Genomic DNA, 18,892 nt, shown 5'->3' with positions numbered 1-18,892 from the left:
AGGCACTCTTTGGCGGAGGTTAAAATATGTTAATGACAGGATTAGGCTCGGGCATTGATTATGAAGCCATGATCGGTGCCATTGTTGCTGCCGAACGTGCGCCGAAAGATAACCAGCTCAAACGCACCGAGGGCATGAACAGTGCCGAGATGGATGCGCTGAAAGAAATTCAGAACACCATTAACAGTTTCCGTGACAAAGTCGAGGATCTGAACTCCAGCAGCGAGCTTGAAAAATTAAAGGCGCTGCTAAGTAATGAGGACGTACTGTCGGCGACCGTCGATAGTAATGCGGTTTCTGGCGAATACAGCTTTGACGTGACCCAGTTGGCACAGACCCAGCGCGATCAGCTGTTCAAGGTATCGGAAGGTAGCACCTTTTCCAAGGGCAGTATTAGCTTTGACTCGGTCAACATTGATATTGCTACGTTGCAAACGGATCTGATCACCAAGGAAAACGATAAGAAGCAAGCGCATCAGGATCAGGTCTACAAAGATATCGCCGACAAGCATGGTCTCGATGTCACCACCGATCAGGCTGCGATCAAAGACATTCTGGAAAACTCGGCTAACTCAGATTTTGACCAGAGTCGACTCGATAGCTATAACACCCGGCAGAAAGCCTACGATGACGAAGTTACCCGCCTGACCAATGATGGGGTAACGATTGAAGAGCTGCAATCGGCGATCAATAGCCACCCGGATAATGACGGGGTGAAAGCGACGCTGGTACGTTCCGGTGACGGGATCAGCATGGTGCTGAACGGAAAGAATACCGGACAGGCCAATGCCATCGGCGGCGTTAGCGTGACCCTTGCCCCTGCGGATATCAAGGGTAATACGGTAGATATTACCCAGCCTGAAAATGGTCAGAAGAATCTGCAGGCGGCCAAAGATGCCATCGTGAAGTATGGCTCGATGGAGCTTACCTCGGCCACCAACAAGATGGAAAACGTGATCGACGGTATCAGTCTGAACCTGAAAGATACCGGTGCGGTCAACGTCAAGGTCGAGCGTGACGAGGCTGCGGTCAATACCAATATCAAGGCGTTTGTCGATGCCTACAACTCAGTGATCGAGACGGTGAATACCTACACCAAATCGAGCGAGGACGGTGCAGCGGCGCTGTCGGGTGATTCGGCTACCCGTAGCATGATCAGCCGGATGCGTGGAGTTATTGGTGACGAATACACCATATCGACCTATCAGACGCTGTCCCAGCTGGGTATTACCACCTCCCGCAAAGGGACGCTGGAAATCGACCAGAAGAAGCTCGATAAAGCATTGGAAGATGACTTCGAGGCCGTCTCTACCATGTTTCTGGGGAACGACACCCAAACCGGCATGATGGATGAGATGCTGGTTATTCTTGATGATTACCACAAGAACGGCGGTACTTATGATCGCCGGATAGATCAGCTGGAATACAGCAATAAGCAGATTGTAGAAGATCGCGAAAAGCTGGACGAACGGATGGAAGCCAAGACCCTCTATCTGCGTAACTACTACGCAAAGATGGATAGCCAGATTGCCCAAATGAACCAAACCCAGAGCATGCTGGTTAGCATGTTGATGTAATTAGAGCGGAAGATGATGAATAACGAAGGTTTAGGTGCTTACCAACATTCACAGAACCATGCCCAGGCGGCGTCGGCCAGCCCGCACCGTCTGATCCAGATGTTGCTGGAAGGGCTATTGGAGAACCTGGGACGTGCCCGTGGTTTTATGGAGCGCGGCCAGATTGCCGACAAAGGCATGATGATTTCCAAATGCCTCGATATCTTGAACGGTTTGAGTACCGTACTGGACGAGGAAAAAGGCGGCGAGGTAACTCAAGAATTGTTCCGTCTGTACGACTACTGCGGTCGTCGCTTGTTCGAAGCCAATATTGGCAACGATGTCGCAGCCATTGATGAGGTGGTCCACCTGATCAACGAAATCCTCGAAGGCTGGGTGGTACTTAAACCAAATCGCGTGCAGGTCGGCAGTGAAGCTTGATCTGCAACTGAAGGGATTACACAACAGCTTTGAGCAGGCTCTGGCCGCTCAGGACTGGGAAGCGCTCGCGCAGCTGGACTGCAAATTACAGCGTGCAATCCCGACAATCAGGCAACAGCGACTGACGGAAGCCGCGAAGCATCAGCTTCAGCGGCTTAATTTGCTTTATAGCACCATGATTGCTGAGGGCGAGCGAGAGAAAGCAAGCACCCAGCAGCAAATTCAGCAGCAGGCGGGTAACCGAGAAGGTATGCACGCTTATCTGCAAAACCAAGAATAAAGAGTGACATGCAAGTTTCAGCCAATGTAGCAGCAAAAAACGCAGCCCAGGCCACTTCCTCGTCAACGGGCTCTCCACGCGTTAAATCGAATGGTTCCAATGACAGCGAGCCGATGAGCTTTGCAGAGTTCGAGCAGCGACTGGATAAGCCGTCAGAGCCGAAGGAAGAAGTCACTGAACGTGATGAGGCATCTGCAGAACTGTCACAGGATCAGTCACAGGAAGTATCCGCTGAAGCGCAAGCATTGCAGGATAAGACACCTCAATCGTTAGCAATGAGTCTGGCCCAGCAGAACGCTTTGGCTGCCTTGCCAAAGGGCTCGTCAACAGAGAACCCTATCGCTGGTCTGGATGAAAAACAGCAGGCGCAAATGCTGGCCCAGCTTTCTACTCAGGCCTCTGAACAGTTGTCTGGTCAGGTTGCCGAGCAGCTATCGGCCCAGCTTTCTAATCCGCTAGTCGGGCAGCAAATAGGCCAGAGCAAGGGCCAGGATGCTGCGCAGCAGATGAACCAGTTGCTGGCGCAGTTAACTGGGCAGCAGGCGCAAACTGATCCGGCCAACGCCGAGTTGCTTGAGCAAATGCAGCATCTGCTTAAACAACAAAAAGCCAATACTGGTGATGCTTTGCCACTTGCCAAAGATATGGCGATACCGTTTGACGGTTCTCTGATGGATAAACTGGCAGCAACCACGCTGTCGGGGCCGGCAATGAATATGCACAGTAATTTGAGCAGCCAAATCAACAACAATATGTCCTTGCCATCATCTGCGGCAGCAGCTGCTACAACCCAGCAGCTACATGCAGGTGTAGATATCACCGAGCCTGAATGGGGCCGTGATTTGGTCGAGCAGCTACGCTCGCGTTTGCAGCTGAGCAAAACCGATCAGATCCAGCATGCTCATGTGCGTCTGGATCCGCCAGAACTTGGACGATTGGAAGTAAACCTGCGACTAGAGGGAGACAAGGTCTCGGTGCACTTTACCGCAGCCCATCCACAGCTGCGTGAGGCATTGGCGGCCAATGCCGACCGGTTACGATTTGATTTTGATGGTAGCCAGATGCAGCTAGCAGACGTGTCTGTTTCCAGTGGGTTGCATCAGCAATCACACCAGCAGTCAGGGGCGGAAGGCGAGTCAGACATTATGGCTAACCAAGTGGTGATGCAGGCTGAAGATACATCGTCAGCGACGTTGTCGGGGCTGGATGGTCGTTATGAGGCCATGGTTTAAGAACATGGTTTAAAAATGCGGTTTGATGATAAGTAAGATATTGATATGACAGATGAAATTAAAACGCCTAAAAGCAAGCGTCCGCTGATCATTGCGGCTGTTGTGCTGGTTGTCGCCCTTGCCGGGGGCGGTGGCTGGTGGTATTTCCAGCAGCAGGCAAAACAACAGGCAGAACAGCAGCTGGCGTTAGCTGAGAGCGTGTCTACAGCTGCATTAGTGAAAAAGCCGGTGTTTCTGCCGCTGACAAAGTTTGTGGTGAGTATTCCTGGTGATGATCGTCTGCATTACCTAATGCTGGAACTGTCATTGATGAGCTATAACCAGGAACAGCTCGACACGGTTCAGGAATATATGCCAGTCGTACGCAATGCTGTCATCACACTGTTGAGTGATCAGCATTACAACGATTTGGCCCAGTCGGGTGTAATGAAGCCATTGCAGCTGGCGTTGCGGGGTGCGATCCAAACTGTCATGAGCGATATGGCAAACAGTAATGGAATCGATCAGGTACTGATCACAAAAATGGTGATCCAGTAAGGTGGCCGATGTGCACGGTGCAGCAATGTCTTATGAATCTCAGGGGCTTCACGCCTATCAGCAGAGCCGTCAGCTGGGGCAGAAATCGCGAGAGCAGCGTCTGATCACTCAGTTTGCCGGCCTTGTGAAACGTGTAGTGAGGCACCTGACAGGGCAGGTGACGACAGTGATGTCGTCTGAAGATATGGAGCAAATCGGCCTGGTGGCCCTGCTCGATATTATTCGCCGTTACCCGGATGAAGATGATGCGGCACTGGAGCGTCTGGCTGCGCAGCGTGTTCGTGGTGCCATTCTAGATGAGCTGCGCCGGATGGACTGGCGTTCTCGCCGTTCTCGTCAGAACGGCCATGAACTCAGAGATACTGAGCGCCAGCTTAGTCGTCAGCTAGGACGGGTACCGACGGATCAGGAGCTGGCCGCAGAAATGGGGCTTGAGTTATCAGATATCCAACAACGGCGGCTTGATACCAAGGCCGAAAATCTCGGTAGCCTGGAAGGCCTGCAAGAAGATGGCGAGCAATTTTTCGGTTTGAGCTTCCAATGTAATAGCTACGAGCGTGCACAACTAAAACAGGCCATGGCCAAGGCATTGTCTCGCTTGTCCGAGCGGGAGCAGGTCATGCTGAGTTTTTATTATGAGCACGAAATGAACCTTAAAGAGATCGCCTTGGTCTTCGAGCTGACCGAAGCTCGTGTTAGCCAGATCCACAAAAAGGCCCTGAAAAGCCTGAACAGTATGTTGACTGACTGGCGTGAGTCAGTTTAGCGGAGTAGAAGATGCAAATTATTATCGGTTTTGTCATTGTTTTCGGGTGCATTGTATATGGTTACACCCATGCCTCGGGGCGCTTATTGGCACTCTGGCAACCTGCTGAATTTATTATAATCCTAGGCGCCGGTTTCGGTGCGATGGTGATCTCGAACCCTACTTATGTCCTGAAGAATACGGTCACTCGCCTTAAAATGACGTTTGGTAAGGGGTATGGTCCTGATTTCTATAAGTCGACCTTGGAGCTGATGTTCGAGCTGCTGGAAACCATTCGTAAAGATGGGATTAAAAAGCTTGATGATCACATTGAAAACCCGCAAGGCAGCGCAATTTTCAATAAATACCCTGAGGTGGCCAAGTCCAATGTGCTGGTGAGCTTTATTACCGACAACTTGCGCATGATGGCGATGGGAAAAATGAATCATCATGATCTTGAAGCCGTATTGGAACTAGAGCTGCACACTCTTGAAGAAGACTTGATGCGTCCATCGAAAGCGCTAGGCAAGGTTGGTGAGGCGATGCCGGGTTTTGGTATTGTGGCTGCGGTGCTTGGGATTGTGGTGACGATGCAAAGCATTGGGGGTGATCTGGCTTTGATTGGGGTAAAAGTTGCCGCCGCCTTGGTCGGGACATTCTTCGGTATCTTGATGTGTTATGCGGTATTTGAACCGTTGGCAGCGTCGGTTGCCAATCAGGTAAAGAAAGAAATGATGGCGCTGAATATGATCTCGGCCATACTGGTTTCTCAGGTTCAGGGTAAACCGACCTTGCTGGCACTTGATGCCGGACGTAAGGTTCTGCATACAGAATATAAGCCTACCTTTGCTGCAATGGAAAACTGGATGACAGGGCAAGGGTAAATCATGAGCAAAGATAACCATATCATTATTGTTAAGAAAAAAGCCCGGGGTCATCATGATGAGCACCATGGTGGTGCCTGGAAAGTAGCATTTGCCGATTTTGCGATTGCGATGATGGCTTTTTTCATGGTGCTGTGGCTGATGGGGATCACGACTCAGGAAGAGCGGATCGAAATCGAGAAACGGCTACAGACGGCGACAGTGTTTGACAATATTTTTGAAATTACCAATAGTCCTTTTCCAATCGATTTTGATGGTAATGTCTCGCCGTTTGAAAAACCGATGAGTGATACCTCCAACGGTAACCATCGGTTCGGCTCCTCAATGTCGCAACAAGTTCCCCAGGAGCAAAGTGCCGGCAGAGGGCGCAAGCTGAATGCGGCATTGGCAGGCAATCACCTATCAACCCCGCAGCTGGCTTTGCTGGCAAAGGCACTAAACCAGATCGCAGAAGAGCTCTCGGCATCCAACAATATTGTGCTGGAAATTGTTCCGCAGGGGCTGCGGATCCTGATCCAGGATGATAAGGATCATTTTATGTTCGAGCGTGGCAGCATTCAGATCACGCCTTTTTTTGAAGATATGTTATTTAACATTGCGCCGATATTGGGGCAAATCCAAAACCGGCTGGTGATCAGTGGCCATACCGATAGTACCCAGTTCCAGCGTAGTGATTATAGTAACTGGGATTTATCGGGATCTCGGGCGCTGAAGGCCCGTCAGGTGCTGGTTGATTCCGGCTTGCCAGGTAGTAATGTACTGCAGGTGGCTGCAATGGCTGAGCGGATGCCGGTAAATGAAAAAGATACCAGAAGTGGAAAAAACCGCCGGATTGAAATGATGGTGCTTACCAAGGAAGCCGATGAACAATTGGCGTTGTTGTTTGGTAAAGGCCAACCTGAAGGCAATGAGGGCACGGCAGTACACAAGGCGAGAAATTTTGCCGAGGCCAATCGTCCTGTGTCACGACTGGATATGATGGTGAATTAATACTATTGCTGGCCAGTTATGCCATTTTTGATAAATGTCTCTGGTCAGTATGTTTTTTTATTTAATAACATTTAGTTAGCTTTGTACTTGTGTGGTAGCGGGCGTTTTAATGGCAATTTGTAATCAGTAGCGAGCAGGTAATCATTGTTTATCGACGCTACCTGCAAGATAATGCAGCCGCTCTTACGTACTCTGAACTGCCCCGTAGGAAAGCTTCAAAGGACATAATGAGATAATGTGTTGATGGAAATGCATTTATATCTCATGAAAAATTGTTACTTATTGATTATTTTCGTTTTGTTTTTCAATAAATAAAACGTATTTCATTGTTTTTGGTTGATTGTATTTAGTTCGATTTTTTATAAGGGTGTATTTATAAATCATCGAGGCTGGTTGCGAATTATTAATAGTTATTGTGAGTGAAAGTTATGACGGTATCTGCGTTTAAAATTGCGGTTGATGATGGTTCAACGAATGTAAAAGTTAGCTGGATTGAGAATAACCAGTTGAAAACTATCGTATCACCGAACTCTTTCCGTAAAGATTGGAAGAGTGCAGCCCTACGACGCGATAAAAAGGTATATAACTACACTATTGGTACGACCAAATATACGTATGATGCGACATCGGACAAAGCGCTGGAAACGACTCACGTCGACTACCAGTACGATGATCTGAACCTGTTGGCTGTTCACCATGCGCTGCTACAGACAGGCCTGAAGCCATGCCCGGTTGTCTTGGTGGTTACCTTGCCAATTACCGAGTTTTATAATTCTGAAGACTGCCAGCGTAACGAAGAAAAAATTGCCAAGAAGCGCAAAAACCTGATGCGTGAGATCACCCTGAACAAGGGTGAAGTGTTCGAGGTGGTTGATGTCGAAGTCATGCCAGAAAGTCTGCCGGCTGTGATGTCGACGCTGATTAACTCAAACTGTAATGAGTTTACCCGCTCACTGGTTGTCGACTGTGGTGGTACAACTTTGGATATGGGTATTGTGGTTGGTGAGTTTGATGATGTATCGGCTATCTACGGTAACAACGAGATCGGTGTATGTATGGTTACAGATGCCGCGCGCAAGGCACTGGCTTCTGCCGACAGTGACTCAAGCTACCTGGTTGCCAACGAGCTGATCAAGCGTCGCAATGATCTGGAGTTTGTCAAAGAGGTCGTAAATGATGAGTCTAAGCTCGACAGCATTTTAGACAAAATTGATATCAAGATTGAAGAGCTGGGCAATGCCGTTGCTTATGAAGCAAAGAAGTTTGCCAAAAACCCGAACCGTGTTTACTTGGTTGGTGGCGGCGCACCTCTGGTTTATCCGGCGATTATGGCTGCCTATGAAACCTTGGGTGAACGTGTGGTACTGATCAAGGATGCCCAGTCAGCGCTGGCTCGTGAATTATGCCTGTATAACACTGAAGAAGAAGATATCCATATCGAACGCGAAACTCTCATCGAGGTAGAAGATGAGTAGTAAGCTAAAGCGAGTTAACTACTCGATTTATCTAAATCCTGTTAACTCCTTGTCCGACCGCTATGCGGTCGGCATTATGCAGAAGTGGGTGAACGAGCGTAAAGATATGCTTGATAACCCCGATGACGGCCTCAATCTGCATAACAGCCTGCATATGCATAAAAACATCTACCTATCCGGGATGTTTTTGCATCTGCTTAGCCCGACCCTCAGTGCCGGGCTGGCAAGCTCCTTGGGTGATGACTCCATCAAGATGGCGACGTTAAAACAGCATTTTGACGCGTGCGGCCTAATGATCCCGATGGCGCCAGCTTCGGAGTCTGCGATTTCCCGACAGGATCTTGATGGTCTTAGAGCGGCTGTCGATATGTCCCCGCTACTGAATGAAATCCAGTTCCTGCGCAGTGAACTGCAACAGGCAAATGAAAGCCACCAGCAGGTAAGCAAGGATCACCAGCGACATTTTGCACAGTCGTCCGAGCGTGAAAATGCACTATTGCAGTGTCAGCAGAAAACACAGCAGGAATTGGCTGAAACGCGACAGACCTTGGTGACGCTATGTACCGAGTCGTCCGAGCGCGAAAGTGCGTTGCTACAGACTCAGCAGCAGACCCAGCAGGAATTGATCGAAACCCGTCAGGCGTTGATGAGCCTCTGCTCAGAGCTGGCCGAGTCGGTTTCGGCCAATGCTGTCCAGCCAGCCGAGGTTACAGCTCCCGACGTTATCGCTGATGAGGCTATTGCTTCTGAGATCAAGGCTTCTGAGGATGTAGCGCCTGATGGTGAATCCGTAACGCCAGATATGACTGAGTTGCAACAGGCTCTGACTGAAGAGATCCGGGCCAATAGTCAAAAGCGTGAAATTGCGGAGCTAAAAGCGTTAATCAAGGCGCAAAGCCAGCTAATCAAGACGATGTCGCTGACAGCCTCTGCGGATTCGGTAAAAGAGCAGCCAGGTGATGATGAGGCGGATCTGACGACAACCATAGCCAATATGCAGAAGGTCAAGAAAAAAGGGTTATGGTAAGACTAAACCGAACAAGAAAAACGGAGCGTGATGCTCCGTTTTTGTTTTCTAGCCACTGACTCTTCAGGCAGTATGATACCAATCTACATCAGTATCTGAACAACTACTTATCCAGATTGGTATTAGTGATCCTGTGCGGCTCCGGCGCCTTTTGGATAACGGATGGATTCAACCATATCCTGTACTTCTGTCGGTACTTCGGCGGTGAACTTGTTCACAACAATCGAGACCACGAAGTTCAGACACATACCCAGCGTACCGATACCTTCCGGGCTGATACCGAAGAACCAGTTGTCAGGCGTATTTGCGGCTGGGTTGATGAACTTGAAGTAAATGATGTATGACGCAGTAAATGCGATACCAGAAAGCATACCTGCAATCGCCCCTTCCTTGTTCATCTTCTTGTAGAAGATACCCAAGATAATGGCCGGGAAGAAGGAGGCAGCCGCCAGACCGAAGGCAAAGGCTACAACCTGTGCCACAAAGCCCGGAGGGTTGATACCCAGATAACCGGCACCGACAATGGCCACTGCGGCACCCACCCGGGCAGCGAGCAGTTCTTGTTTGTCGGTCATGTTCGGCCTGAAGCCTTTCTTCAGCAAATCATGGGAAATCGAGGTCGAGATAACCAGTAGCAGACCCGCTGCTGTTGATAGTGCGGCAGCCAGACCACCTGCGGCCAACAGGGCAACAACCCAGTTTGGTAGGTTCGCCAGCTCTGGGCTTGCCAGTACGATGATGTCACGGTTGATCTTCATCTCGTTGCGTTCATCGCCCGAGTAGAACATCTTGCCATCGCCGTTTTTGTCTTCCCAGTTAACCAGGCCAGTTTTCTCCCAGTTTTTGACCCAGCCCGGTGCTTGCTCTGCAGCAACGCCCTGCATGTCCGGACCGTTGATAGTCTCAATCATATTGACACGGGCAAAGGCGGCAACAGCGGGTGCTGTGGTATATAGCAGTGAAATGAACAGTAGTGCCCAGCCAGCTGAAATACGCGCATCTTTAACCCGAGGTACGGTGAAGAAACGGATGATAACGTGCGGCAGACCGGCAGTACCCACCATTAGGGCTGCACAGATGAAGAACACGTCAACCATACTCTTCGAGCCGTCGGTATAGGCGGTAAAGCCTAATTCCGTGGTTAACCCGTCAAGCTTGTCCAGTACATAGGTTTCCGAACCTGTTAGCGTCGAGCCCATACCGATTTGTGGCAGCGGACTGCCTGTCATCATGATAGAGGTAAAGACAGCCGGTACCAGGAAGGCAAAAATCAACACGCAGAACTGGGCAACCTGGGTGTAGGTGATCCCTTTCATTCCGCCCAGTACCGCGTAGAAGAATACGATACCCATACCGATGATGATACCCATGTTGATATCAACTTCGAGGAAACGGGCGAATACCACGCCAACCCCACGCATCTGGCCTGCAACATAGGTAAAAGAAACGAAGATGGCACAAAAGACAGCTACCATACGTGCAGTTTTTGAATAATAACGCTCACCGATGAAATCCGGCACGGTGAACTGACCAAATTTACGCAGGTAAGGTGCCAGACAGAGGGCAAGCAGTACATAACCACCGGTCCAACCCATCAGGTATACCCCGCCGTCGTAACCGACAAATGAGATAATACCGGCCATCGAGATGAAGGAGGCGGCCGACATCCAGTCAGCGGCCGTAGCCATACCGTTGGCAACCGGGTGAACACCGCCGCCGGCGACATAGAATTCGCTGGTTGAGCCGGCCCGGGCCCAGATTGCGATGCCGATATAAACCGCAAAGGTTATACCTACTAAAATAAACGTCCAGGTTTGGATATCCATGCTGAAACCTCTTAGTCTTCTTGTACGTTGAACTTACGATCGAGCGCATTCATACGCACTACGTAGACAAAAATCAGGACAACAAAGGTGTAGATTGAACCTTGCTGCGAGAACCAGAATCCCAACTTAAAACCGCCAAGCTGGATGCTGTTGAGGGCATCGACAAATAGAATGCCTGCACCGTAAGATACGAGGAACCAGATGGCTAGGAGGGAGCCCATCGTTGCGAGGTTCTCTTTCCAATAGGCCTGGGCCTGCTCCTTGGATTCAAACGCCATTGTCATCTCCTTTCACGTCGTCATAAATCACGTTAATAAAATGTTACGTAGTGACAATAGCAACGTTCAGGCAATGAAACAGTGCAACTTTAGTCGAGACAGAAACGACAAAATCGCCGAAAATACGGCGATTCTGTGAGCAGTGCAGAGATTTAAAGATGTTACGTAAATGTTGGGTTAGCCGAAAGTCTAACTGTTCAGAGAAAATAACTTGCGGCTAGATAGTGCCTACTGACTCAGATCCATCTGTTGCAGAAGAATAACCGCTTGGGTACGGTTCTTTACCCCGAGCTTACGAAAAATAGCGGTCATATGGGCCTTGATGGTCGCTTCGGACACACTAAGATCATAGGCAATCTGCTTGTTGAGCAGGCCGTCAGACAGCATACACAATACCTTGTATTGCTGTGGTGTCAGGGCGGCAATGCGCTCGGCCAGCTCGTTGACCTCATCGTCTTCGTCACCGAGTCCTTCGGGGAAGTAGGGGTCGCCTTCCAGTACTTGGTTCAGGGCACTAATTAGAGCCCGCATGTCACTGGATTTGGGAATAAAGCCAAAAGCACCATGGCTGCGAACCTGACGTACGACATTGGTTTCTTCGCTGGCAGAGATCACCACCACGGGGAGATCCGGGTACTGGTTACGAAGCTGGATCAGCCCGGACATGCCGTTGGCTCCGGGCATTTTTAAGTCCAGCAGCAGCAGGTCAACGTCCGGCTCTTTTTCCAGCAGGGAGAGCAGGGTATCAAGAGAATCAGCTTCCAGCAGATTGGCACCGCTTATGGCCATATGCACTGATTGAAACAGGGCATTGCGAAACAGCGGGTGATCATCGGCAATAACAATAGTGTACTGAGCGTCCATGGCAGTCTTGTCTGATTGTTTTTAATTACGCTATCACTGCTTATAGAGTAGATCAATTTGTTAACAGTCAAGATCTGAACTGGATCGGTTCTTATGTTACAAGTAGGGCAATGACGAATTACTTGTTAAGGAGCTGATCAAATTGGTCGCTTAATATCAATGGGATAGCGTGAATCTAGGAATGCGGAATGATCCGGCACATCGAGACATGGACGACAGGGAAAGACTATTTTGAGCAGCAGCAATTTAAGCGCCAGGAACAAGGCTGGAAGCTGATCACGATTACCTCTTTGTTGCTGCTGGGTCTGGTTATCATTGAGCTGTTCTGGTTAGAACCCACGGTATCTAGTCATGTTAAGTCCATCTTTAGCGGCGTTTTTGCGCTGATGGGGGGCGTGGCATTTGTCTTATGGCTGGTGGTGCAAGTTATACCGATTAAAGTTCGCTGGCAGGTTGCCTCTTTGGCATTGGCCGGTTTGCTGGGGGGCTGCTGGGCGGTCTTGTTTCCGTTACTGATCCACTACTCCCATTTTTCTACATTTTACGTGTATAGCGATTTATTCATCTTCCTCTCCGTGGTGGCATTTTTCAGTTACCGCCCCGCGATGTACCTGGCGATTGGCCCCGTTTTCTGTTCGTTTTTATTTGCTGGTGTATATCTGGATCCCACCCACGAGGCGCTCACTGTCCTGAGTGTCGCAAGCCGTCTGGTGATGGCTATTGTGGTGCGTGAATGTTTATACCACTGGTTCCATGCGTCGGTATTTCATGAATATGAAGAGCAGCGTTTGCGTCTTGAGCTGGCCTCTGTCTCTTTGGTTGACCAAGTCACCGGGCTGCAAAATAGTCGGCATTTTGAATTGATGCTAGAGCGCGAAATTATGGCAGCGCGCCGCCATCACAGCGAGCTGACGTTGATGATCGTGAGTGTAGAACCGTTACGCTTATATACCATGACATGCGGTCACCAGGCCTATGAACAGCTGCTACAGCGGGTGACCAAAGGGCTGCGTCGTGGGATCTATCGTCCTCGTGATTTTATTGCCCGGGTCGGAAGTGACGAGTTTGCGATCTTGCTACCCGATACCGACGTCGGCGGTGCTGAAATGGTGGCTGGACGGATCCAAAGGCATATTCATCGCTGCTGTGACAATTTGGTGAAAGCGGATCTGGAGCAGCCGGTTTGTGTCATGATCTCGATAATGGAGTGGGCACCGAACTGGAATGTTAACCAGATGCGCAAGTATATGCATGATGCGATTAATGAATTACGCGCCGATAATGAACTCGATGATCAGGATAATGATAACGAAAACGAACAAGTTGATGTTATTGCTCGTTATGAGCCAATAAGCCGTCCTGGATAGTTAAGTTACCGAGAATAACCGTATGACAGGTTATAGAGGGAATAAAAAAAGAGCACTTAAGGTGCTCTTTCTTGTATGTGAGTAATCACTTAGTTGAGTAGCTTGTGATTATCCAGGTGGCTGAGAAAAGGCGAGGCTTCCATGAAACCAGTCAGGCGGGCATTGCTAATACGGTTGCCTTTGGTATCCCAGAAGTCCAGCGTCGGCAGGCCGAGTACATCCATTTCCTTTAGTAACTCAATGTCTGTCGGTGAGCTTTTGGTGACGTCGGCCTGCAGCAGGACAAACTGCTGTAACTTGGGTGCAACCTCCGGATCATGGAAGGTATATTTCTCAAATTCCTTGCAGGCCACACACCAGTCGGCGTAGAAATCCAGCATTACGGGCTTGCCCTGGGCTTTGGCCTCGGCCAGCGCCAGGTTCAGATCGTCAATAGTACTGATGCGCTCAAATTCTACCGTGACTGGTTCCTGGCTTGTTGATGGCGAGTTGCCGGTCAGAGACTGATACAGCGGCTGAACAGAAGCAAACAGGCCGACAATGGCAATCACCGCCAGCGTACTGCTGCGCCACGATACCGTTAGGGTGTTTTTGACATGGTATAGCCAACCGAACGCGGCGATCCCCAGTACTGACCACAAATAAGGAACCAGTTCGTGCGGCAGAATGCGTTCAAGCAGGAAGACCGGAACAGCCAGCAAGATAAAGCCAAAGAAGACTTTGACATGGTTCATCCAGTTACCGGCTTTAGGCAGTAGCTTGTTGCCAAACATCGCCGCGAGAATGAGCGGGATCCCCATCCCCATAGCCAGTGCGTATAAAGCGATGGCTCCGGTTAGCAAGTCACCGCTTTGGGCGACATAAATTAAGGCTCCGGACAATGGGGCGGTGGTGCAAGGTGAACATACCAGTCCGGAAATGGCCCCCATTGCAAATACGCCACCGGTATTGCCCCCTTTTTGCTTGTTACTCAGGCCGCTGAGCCAGGTTTGGATGCTGCTCGGCAGTTGCAGGGTGTAGGCTCCGAACATCGACAGTGCCAGCAGGACGAACATCACGCTCAGGCCGATCAGCACATAAGGGTGCTGCAGGGCTGCCTGGAACTGCATACCCGCAGAGGCAACAACCAGACCGAGCAGGGTATAGGTCAGTGCCATCCCCTGTATATAGGTAAAGGATAGACGGAATGTCCGGCCATGGCTGAGCTGGCCGTTGCCCAGTACAATTCCGGTCAGGATGGGGTACATCGGCAGCACGCAAGGGGTAAAGGCCAGGCCTACCCCCAGCGCTAGGAAAACAAGCGGCGTCCACCATTGTTCGGCCAAATCACTGGCCAGCTTATCCTGCTCAGAAGCGGGTGGCTGTGTCGCTTTTACGCTATTGGTGTTAGTACTTACTTTGGCTGGGTTGCTTGCTGTTTTTGTTCTTTCGCTTGCATATCCACTATCGGTAGCGTCTGTTGGCAGCCGCGACGATGAGCCTGCTGTAACGGCGGACAGCGGTACTTGGCGGATCTCCGGCGGATAGCAAAAACCCGCTTTGGCACAGCCTTGATAACGTACGGTTAGCACCGAGCTGTCTGTGGCGTTAACTATAGGGACGCTGACGGTTAGCGGATCGGTGTAGATAAAGACATCACCGAAAAATTCATCCCTGTACGGCTGGCCCGCGGGAATATCAATGGTGCCCAGTTCGGCATTGTCTGAGGTAACCGATAGCTGGTGCCGGTACAGGTAATAGCCGGGTTTGACTTGCCAGTCGAGGTAAACCACATCACCTTGCTGGCTGAAATTGAAAGGAAAGGCCTCGTCAACAGTCACAAACTTGTTGGCACTATTGTCTGAAAACCCGGGGAGGGAAAATTCAGCTCGGACAGGCAGGCTGACCACACTGGCCAGTAAGGTTCCCGTTAGCGCAACAAGGGCAAGAAATCGGGAGAATCCGCTATATTGTTTAAATTTCATCATTCAGATCAGGCTCGTCAGCAGGGATTTATACCCAAACCACCTCAAGGTGCTTTGGGTATCTACTATACCCTCTCAGACCGTGTTATTCAGTGTTTGGTTTCATCTACGGTGTAAAAACAAAAAGGCCACCCGAAGGTAGCCTTTGTATTTGATTGCCTGACCGGCGCTATTACAGGAAGATACCGCCAATAGCAAAGCCCAGTGCCACAGAGGTTGAGATGGTTACAACACCCGGAATGAAGAATGGGTGGTTGAATACAAGGTTACCGATACGGGTAGAGCCTGTGTCATCCATTTCAACGGCTGCAAGCAGTGTTGGGTAAGTCGGCAATACGAACAGTGCACTTACGGCGGCGAAAGAAGCGACAGCGGTTAGCGGAGCCACACCAATTGCCAGTGCCGCAGGCATTAGAGCCGTTGTTGTTGCGCCCTGAGAGTAAAGCAGCATAGAAGCAAAGAATAGCGTTACCGCAAGCATCCAAGGGTATTGCTCAAGCACTTCACCGGCGAACTCTTTGATTTCGGTAATGTGTCCAGATACGAACGTATCACCTAGCCATGCGACACCCAGTACGCACACACAAGCACTCATACCAGACTTGAACGTTGCCGCGTTGGCAATCTTGGACGCATCGATTTTGGTGAAAGTAACGATAGCCATGGCTGCTGTCAGCATGAATACCATGATGGCATCGTTACGACCCAGGGAAGGATCTTCGATAAGGCCTACCGCACTTGAAATCATGGTTGCGTAGGCAACGACTGCAATAATGGCAGCAATAAAGATATAAGTTGCTGTTTTTGCTGTTGGCAAGATTTCACGCTTAGTGGCACCTTGGATCTTGATCAGGCCCTTGGCCAGGCGATCTTGGTAAATCGCATCGTCTTTTAGCTCGCAGCCCAGGAAGTTAGATACAAATGCACCAGCCATACAAGCCACAAATGTGGTTGGGATACAGATAGCCAGTAGCGTTAGGTAGCCCACTCCCAGCGGTTCGAGAATGCCAGAGAAGAATACAACCGCTGCGGAGATAGGCGATGCGGTGATGGCAATTTGTGATGCCACAACTGCAATTGAAAGCGGACGAGAAGGGCGAACGCCTTGCTCTTTGGCAACTTCAGCGATAACCGGCAGGGTAGAGAACGCGGTATGACCGGTACCTGCAAGCAGCGTCATGAAGTAAGTAACCATCGGCGCATAGAAGGTGATGCGTTTCGGGTTTTTACGCAGAAATTTTTCTGCTAGGTCAACTAGCCAGTCCATACCGCCTGCAACCTGCATAGCTGCGATCGCGGTAATTACTGACATGATAATAAGGATTACATCTACAGGGATATTACCTGCATCCATACCGAGAATAAGGGAAAGTACTAATACACCGGCACCGCCAGCAAAACCAATACCAATACCGCCGATTCGTGCGCCTAAATAAATAAACGCGAGAACGACAAATAGTTCTACACCAATCATGAGATTGTCCTGTCTTTAAAGTAAAAAAATATAAAAGGGGGAAATCTGTAGCAAAAAAATGGCGGATCCTCTTCTTGAAAATCCGCCGGGTTTTATCGCGTTTGCGTTCTATTAATTGTAACGCTTCGCTTTATATTCTGGGTGCATCAGGTTCTGGACTGAGAAGATGTCATCGAGCTGTTCTTCAGTTAGAAGGCCACGCTCTAGCACGACGTCACGTACGCTCTTGCCTGTCTCAGCACAGATCTTACCAACGATGTCACCTTCGTGGTGGCCGATGAACGGGTTCAGATAAGTCACGATACCGATAGAGTTGAATACGAAGTACTCACAAACTTCTTTGTTTACCGTGATGCCGTCAATGCACTTGTCGCGTAAGTTGATAGATGCATTCTTCAGTAGGTCGATTGACTCGAACAGTGCCTGGCCGATAACCGGCTCCATCACGTTTAGCTGAAGCTGGCCCGCTTCTGCTGCAAAAGTAATGGTCGTGTCGTTACCGATCACTTTGAAGCAAACCTGGTTGACCACTTCTGGGATCACTGGGTTTACTTTTGCTGGCATGATAGAAGAGCCTGCCTGCATTTCAGGTAGGTTAAGCTCGTTTAGACCAGCGCGAGGGCCTGAAGATAGCAGACGAAGGTCGTTACAGATCTTAGAAAGCTTAACAGCAGTACGCTTAAGCGCGCCGTGGATCATAACGTATGCGCCACAGTCCGACGTTGCTTCAATCAAGTCTTCTGCAGGTGTGCATGGAAGGCCAGTGACTTCAGCCAGACGCTGAACGGCCAGTTCCTGGTAACCTGTCGCAGCGTTCAGACCAGTACCAATCGCTGTAGCACCCAAGTTAACTTCAAGCAGAAGCTGCGCGGTGTGGCGAAGGTTCTTGATCTCTTCTTTGATCAGTACGCCGAAAGCGTGGAATTCTTGACCGACAGTCATTGGAACAGCATCTTGCAGCTGGGTACGGCCCATTTTAAGTACGTCTGCGAATTCTTTGTCTTTCGCGTCGAATGCACCTTTCAGGTACTCAAGAGCTTCAACCATATTCAGGATGCTGTTGTAAACCGCAACACGGAAGCCTGTTGGGTAAGCACAGTTAGTTGACTGGCTCTTGTTTACGTGGTCGTTAGGGTTAACGATGTCATACTCACCTTTTTCTTTGCCCATAAGCTCAAGAGCAAGGTTTGCAATCACTTCGTTGGCATTCATATTAACTGAAGTACCGGCACCACCCTGGTAGACGTCAGACGGGAACTGATCCATGCACTTGCCTGTTTCAAGGATCTCGTCACATGCTTTGATGATGAACTCGCCAACATCGGATGGGATAGCACCCAGCTCTTTGTTCGCCATGGCAGCAGCTTTCTTGGTGAAAACCATACCGCGAACAAACTCAGGTACGTCAGAAATAGTCGTTTGGGAAATGTTGAAGTTCTCAACGGCACGAAGAGTGTGAATACCCCAGTATGCGTCTGCTGGGACGTGGCGATCGCCAAGAAGATCTTCTTCGATGCGGGTTGCAACGTTTAAAGTTGCTTCATTTTTTTCTAGATCAATCATCTGAGACATAATGTAGCCTTAGTATAATCTGCTGATAAAATTCAATTATTGAGCCAATTCTTAAAGTATAGAATCCGTTCTGCAGAGATTTTGGCTAGATGATCGTACCTGACACCTATTGTTTGGAGCCGATAATACTACCCTTTAGGGGTAAAAACATAATCCAGATCACTTTTTGAATCCGGCTGAAAAGATTTGCACAAAAACGAGATCTTGATCACATCCAGTGTTAACAACCCTCCGGTGGTTTGTGTGTAAAAATGACAGGGTGTGACAGAATGTGAAGGTTCTGTTTTTCGTTGTCAGCATGGGTTCAGCTTCCGACTTCTGGTACACTCGAGAGGTTGAAAAGCGTCTTATTATTCCCAATATTAAAAGATAGAACGTAG

Annotated in this window: 17 protein-coding genes; 11 read left to right on the top strand and 6 right to left on the bottom strand. The window is 49.6% G+C overall.

Features of this window, described 5'->3' with window-relative positions; translation table 11 throughout:
• Positions 1–26 precede the first annotated feature (26 nt).
• From fliD to EDI28_RS19870, 10 genes are all read left to right on the top strand, one after another.
• Positions 27–1,577, top strand: a complete 1,551-nt coding sequence (fliD, locus tag EDI28_RS19915) for a flagellar filament capping protein FliD (protein ID WP_164918595.1) — start codon at positions 27–29, stop codon at positions 1,575–1,577.
• Positions 1,578–1,589: 12 nt separating this feature from the next.
• Complete coding sequence (gene fliS, locus EDI28_RS19910) at positions 1,590–1,997, top strand: flagellar export chaperone FliS (RefSeq protein WP_128785643.1); 408 nt, start codon at positions 1,590–1,592, stop codon at positions 1,995–1,997.
• The gene (locus EDI28_RS19905; RefSeq protein ID WP_128785642.1) at positions 1,987–2,277 is read left to right on the top strand and encodes a hypothetical protein; all 291 of its coding nucleotides are present in this window, start codon (positions 1,987–1,989) and stop codon (positions 2,275–2,277) included. Before fliS ends, EDI28_RS19905 begins: the two co-directional genes overlap by 11 nt.
• 8 nt (positions 2,278–2,285) lie before the next feature.
• Positions 2,286–3,509: a flagellar hook-length control protein FliK gene (locus EDI28_RS19900; protein WP_128785641.1), complete on the top strand. Its 1,224-nt coding sequence runs from the start codon at positions 2,286–2,288 to the stop codon at positions 3,507–3,509.
• A gap of 45 nt (positions 3,510–3,554) precedes the next feature.
• Complete coding sequence (locus EDI28_RS19895; protein WP_128785640.1) at positions 3,555–4,046, top strand: flagellar basal body-associated FliL family protein; 492 nt, start codon at positions 3,555–3,557, stop codon at positions 4,044–4,046.
• A 25-nt stretch (positions 4,047–4,071) separates the two neighbouring features.
• Positions 4,072–4,812 carry a FliA/WhiG family RNA polymerase sigma factor gene (locus tag EDI28_RS19890; protein ID WP_233353479.1) on the top strand — a complete coding sequence of 247 codons (741 nt, stop codon included), beginning with the start codon at positions 4,072–4,074 and terminating at the stop codon, positions 4,810–4,812.
• An 11-nt stretch (positions 4,813–4,823) separates the two neighbouring features.
• The gene (motA, locus tag EDI28_RS19885) at positions 4,824–5,675 is read left to right on the top strand and encodes a flagellar motor stator protein MotA (RefSeq protein WP_128785638.1); all 852 of its coding nucleotides are present in this window, start codon (positions 4,824–4,826) and stop codon (positions 5,673–5,675) included.
• 3 nt (positions 5,676–5,678) lie between these two features.
• Positions 5,679–6,665, top strand: coding sequence for a flagellar motor protein MotB (locus EDI28_RS19880; protein ID WP_128785637.1), 987 nt, complete (start codon positions 5,679–5,681; stop codon positions 6,663–6,665).
• Between the two features lie 428 nt (positions 6,666–7,093).
• On the top strand, positions 7,094–8,140 hold the full coding sequence (gene parM / locus EDI28_RS19875) for a plasmid segregation protein ParM domain-containing protein (RefSeq protein ID WP_128785636.1): 1,047 nt from the start codon (positions 7,094–7,096) through the stop codon (positions 8,138–8,140).
• Positions 8,133–9,167 carry a hypothetical protein gene (locus EDI28_RS19870; protein WP_128785635.1) on the top strand — a complete coding sequence of 345 codons (1,035 nt, stop codon included), beginning with the start codon at positions 8,133–8,135 and terminating at the stop codon, positions 9,165–9,167. Before parM ends, EDI28_RS19870 begins: the two co-directional genes overlap by 8 nt.
• 122 nt (positions 9,168–9,289) lie before the next feature.
• Here EDI28_RS19870 and EDI28_RS19865 read toward each other — a convergent pair whose 3' ends face one another.
• The 3 genes from EDI28_RS19865 to EDI28_RS19855 form a co-directional block, all read right to left on the bottom strand.
• Entirely contained in the window at positions 9,290–10,993 is a 1,704-nt protein-coding gene (locus EDI28_RS19865) for a sodium:solute symporter family protein (protein ID WP_128785634.1), read from the bottom strand.
• An 11-nt stretch (positions 10,994–11,004) separates the two neighbouring features.
• Complete coding sequence (locus tag EDI28_RS19860; RefSeq protein WP_128785633.1) at positions 11,005–11,271, bottom strand: DUF4212 domain-containing protein; 267 nt, start codon at positions 11,269–11,271, stop codon at positions 11,005–11,007.
• A 228-nt stretch (positions 11,272–11,499) separates the two neighbouring features.
• Positions 11,500–12,135, bottom strand: a complete 636-nt coding sequence (locus EDI28_RS19855; RefSeq protein ID WP_128785632.1) for a response regulator transcription factor — start codon at positions 12,133–12,135, stop codon at positions 11,500–11,502.
• Between the two features lie 188 nt (positions 12,136–12,323).
• On the opposite strand from EDI28_RS19855, the gene EDI28_RS19850 reads away from it, so the two are divergent.
• Positions 12,324–13,502, top strand: coding sequence for a GGDEF domain-containing protein (locus tag EDI28_RS19850; protein ID WP_128785631.1), 1,179 nt, complete (start codon positions 12,324–12,326; stop codon positions 13,500–13,502).
• Between the two features lie 89 nt (positions 13,503–13,591).
• Here the strand turns inward: EDI28_RS19850 and EDI28_RS19845 are convergent, their stop codons facing one another.
• The 3 genes from EDI28_RS19845 to aspA form a co-directional block, all read right to left on the bottom strand.
• Positions 13,592–15,469: a protein-disulfide reductase DsbD gene (locus EDI28_RS19845; protein WP_128785630.1), complete on the bottom strand. Its 1,878-nt coding sequence runs from the start codon at positions 15,467–15,469 to the stop codon at positions 13,592–13,594.
• Positions 15,470–15,638: 169 nt separating this feature from the next.
• Complete coding sequence (locus tag EDI28_RS19840) at positions 15,639–16,940, bottom strand: anaerobic C4-dicarboxylate transporter (RefSeq protein ID WP_128785629.1); 1,302 nt, start codon at positions 16,938–16,940, stop codon at positions 15,639–15,641.
• 111 nt (positions 16,941–17,051) lie between these two features.
• Entirely contained in the window at positions 17,052–18,512 is a 1,461-nt protein-coding gene (gene aspA / locus EDI28_RS19835; protein WP_128785628.1) for an aspartate ammonia-lyase, read from the bottom strand.
• Positions 18,513–18,892 lie beyond the last annotated feature (380 nt).

Origin of the sequence: Photobacterium chitinilyticum, assembly GCF_004104355.1 — a bacterium.
In the GTDB taxonomy this organism is placed as follows: Bacteria; Pseudomonadota; Gammaproteobacteria; order Enterobacterales; family Vibrionaceae; genus Photobacterium; species Photobacterium chitinilyticum.
Note: the sequence above shows the minus strand (reverse complement) of the source record. Positions and strands in the feature narration are given on the sequence as shown.

Bases quoted from the DNA above. Each gene is read 5' to 3' on its own strand.
- fliD (WP_164918595.1), top strand. From the start codon at position 27: ATGTTAATGACAGGATTAGGCTCGGGCATTGATTATGAAGCCATGATC.
- fliS (WP_128785643.1), top strand. From the start codon at position 1,590: ATGATGAATAACGAAGGTTTAGGTGCTTACCAACATTCACAGAACCAT.
- EDI28_RS19900 (WP_128785641.1), top strand. From the start codon at position 2,286: ATGCAAGTTTCAGCCAATGTAGCAGCAAAAAACGCAGCCCAGGCCACT.
- EDI28_RS19895 (WP_128785640.1), top strand. From the start codon at position 3,555: ATGACAGATGAAATTAAAACGCCTAAAAGCAAGCGTCCGCTGATCATT.
- EDI28_RS19890 (WP_233353479.1), top strand. From the start codon at position 4,072: ATGTCTTATGAATCTCAGGGGCTTCACGCCTATCAGCAGAGCCGTCAG.
- motA (WP_128785638.1), top strand. From the start codon at position 4,824: ATGCAAATTATTATCGGTTTTGTCATTGTTTTCGGGTGCATTGTATAT.
- EDI28_RS19880 (WP_128785637.1), top strand. From the start codon at position 5,679: ATGAGCAAAGATAACCATATCATTATTGTTAAGAAAAAAGCCCGGGGT.
- parM (WP_128785636.1), top strand. From the start codon at position 7,094: ATGACGGTATCTGCGTTTAAAATTGCGGTTGATGATGGTTCAACGAAT.
- EDI28_RS19870 (WP_128785635.1), top strand. From the start codon at position 8,133: ATGAGTAGTAAGCTAAAGCGAGTTAACTACTCGATTTATCTAAATCCT.
- EDI28_RS19865 (WP_128785634.1), bottom strand. From the start codon at position 10,993: ATGGATATCCAAACCTGGACGTTTATTTTAGTAGGTATAACCTTTGCG.
- EDI28_RS19860 (WP_128785633.1), bottom strand. From the start codon at position 11,271: ATGGCGTTTGAATCCAAGGAGCAGGCCCAGGCCTATTGGAAAGAGAAC.
- EDI28_RS19855 (WP_128785632.1), bottom strand. From the start codon at position 12,135: ATGGACGCTCAGTACACTATTGTTATTGCCGATGATCACCCGCTGTTT.
- EDI28_RS19850 (WP_128785631.1), top strand. From the start codon at position 12,324: ATGATCCGGCACATCGAGACATGGACGACAGGGAAAGACTATTTTGAG.
- EDI28_RS19845 (WP_128785630.1), bottom strand. From the start codon at position 15,469: ATGATGAAATTTAAACAATATAGCGGATTCTCCCGATTTCTTGCCCTT.
- EDI28_RS19840 (WP_128785629.1), bottom strand. From the start codon at position 16,940: ATGATTGGTGTAGAACTATTTGTCGTTCTCGCGTTTATTTATTTAGGC.
- aspA (WP_128785628.1), bottom strand. From the start codon at position 18,512: ATGTCTCAGATGATTGATCTAGAAAAAAATGAAGCAACTTTAAACGTT.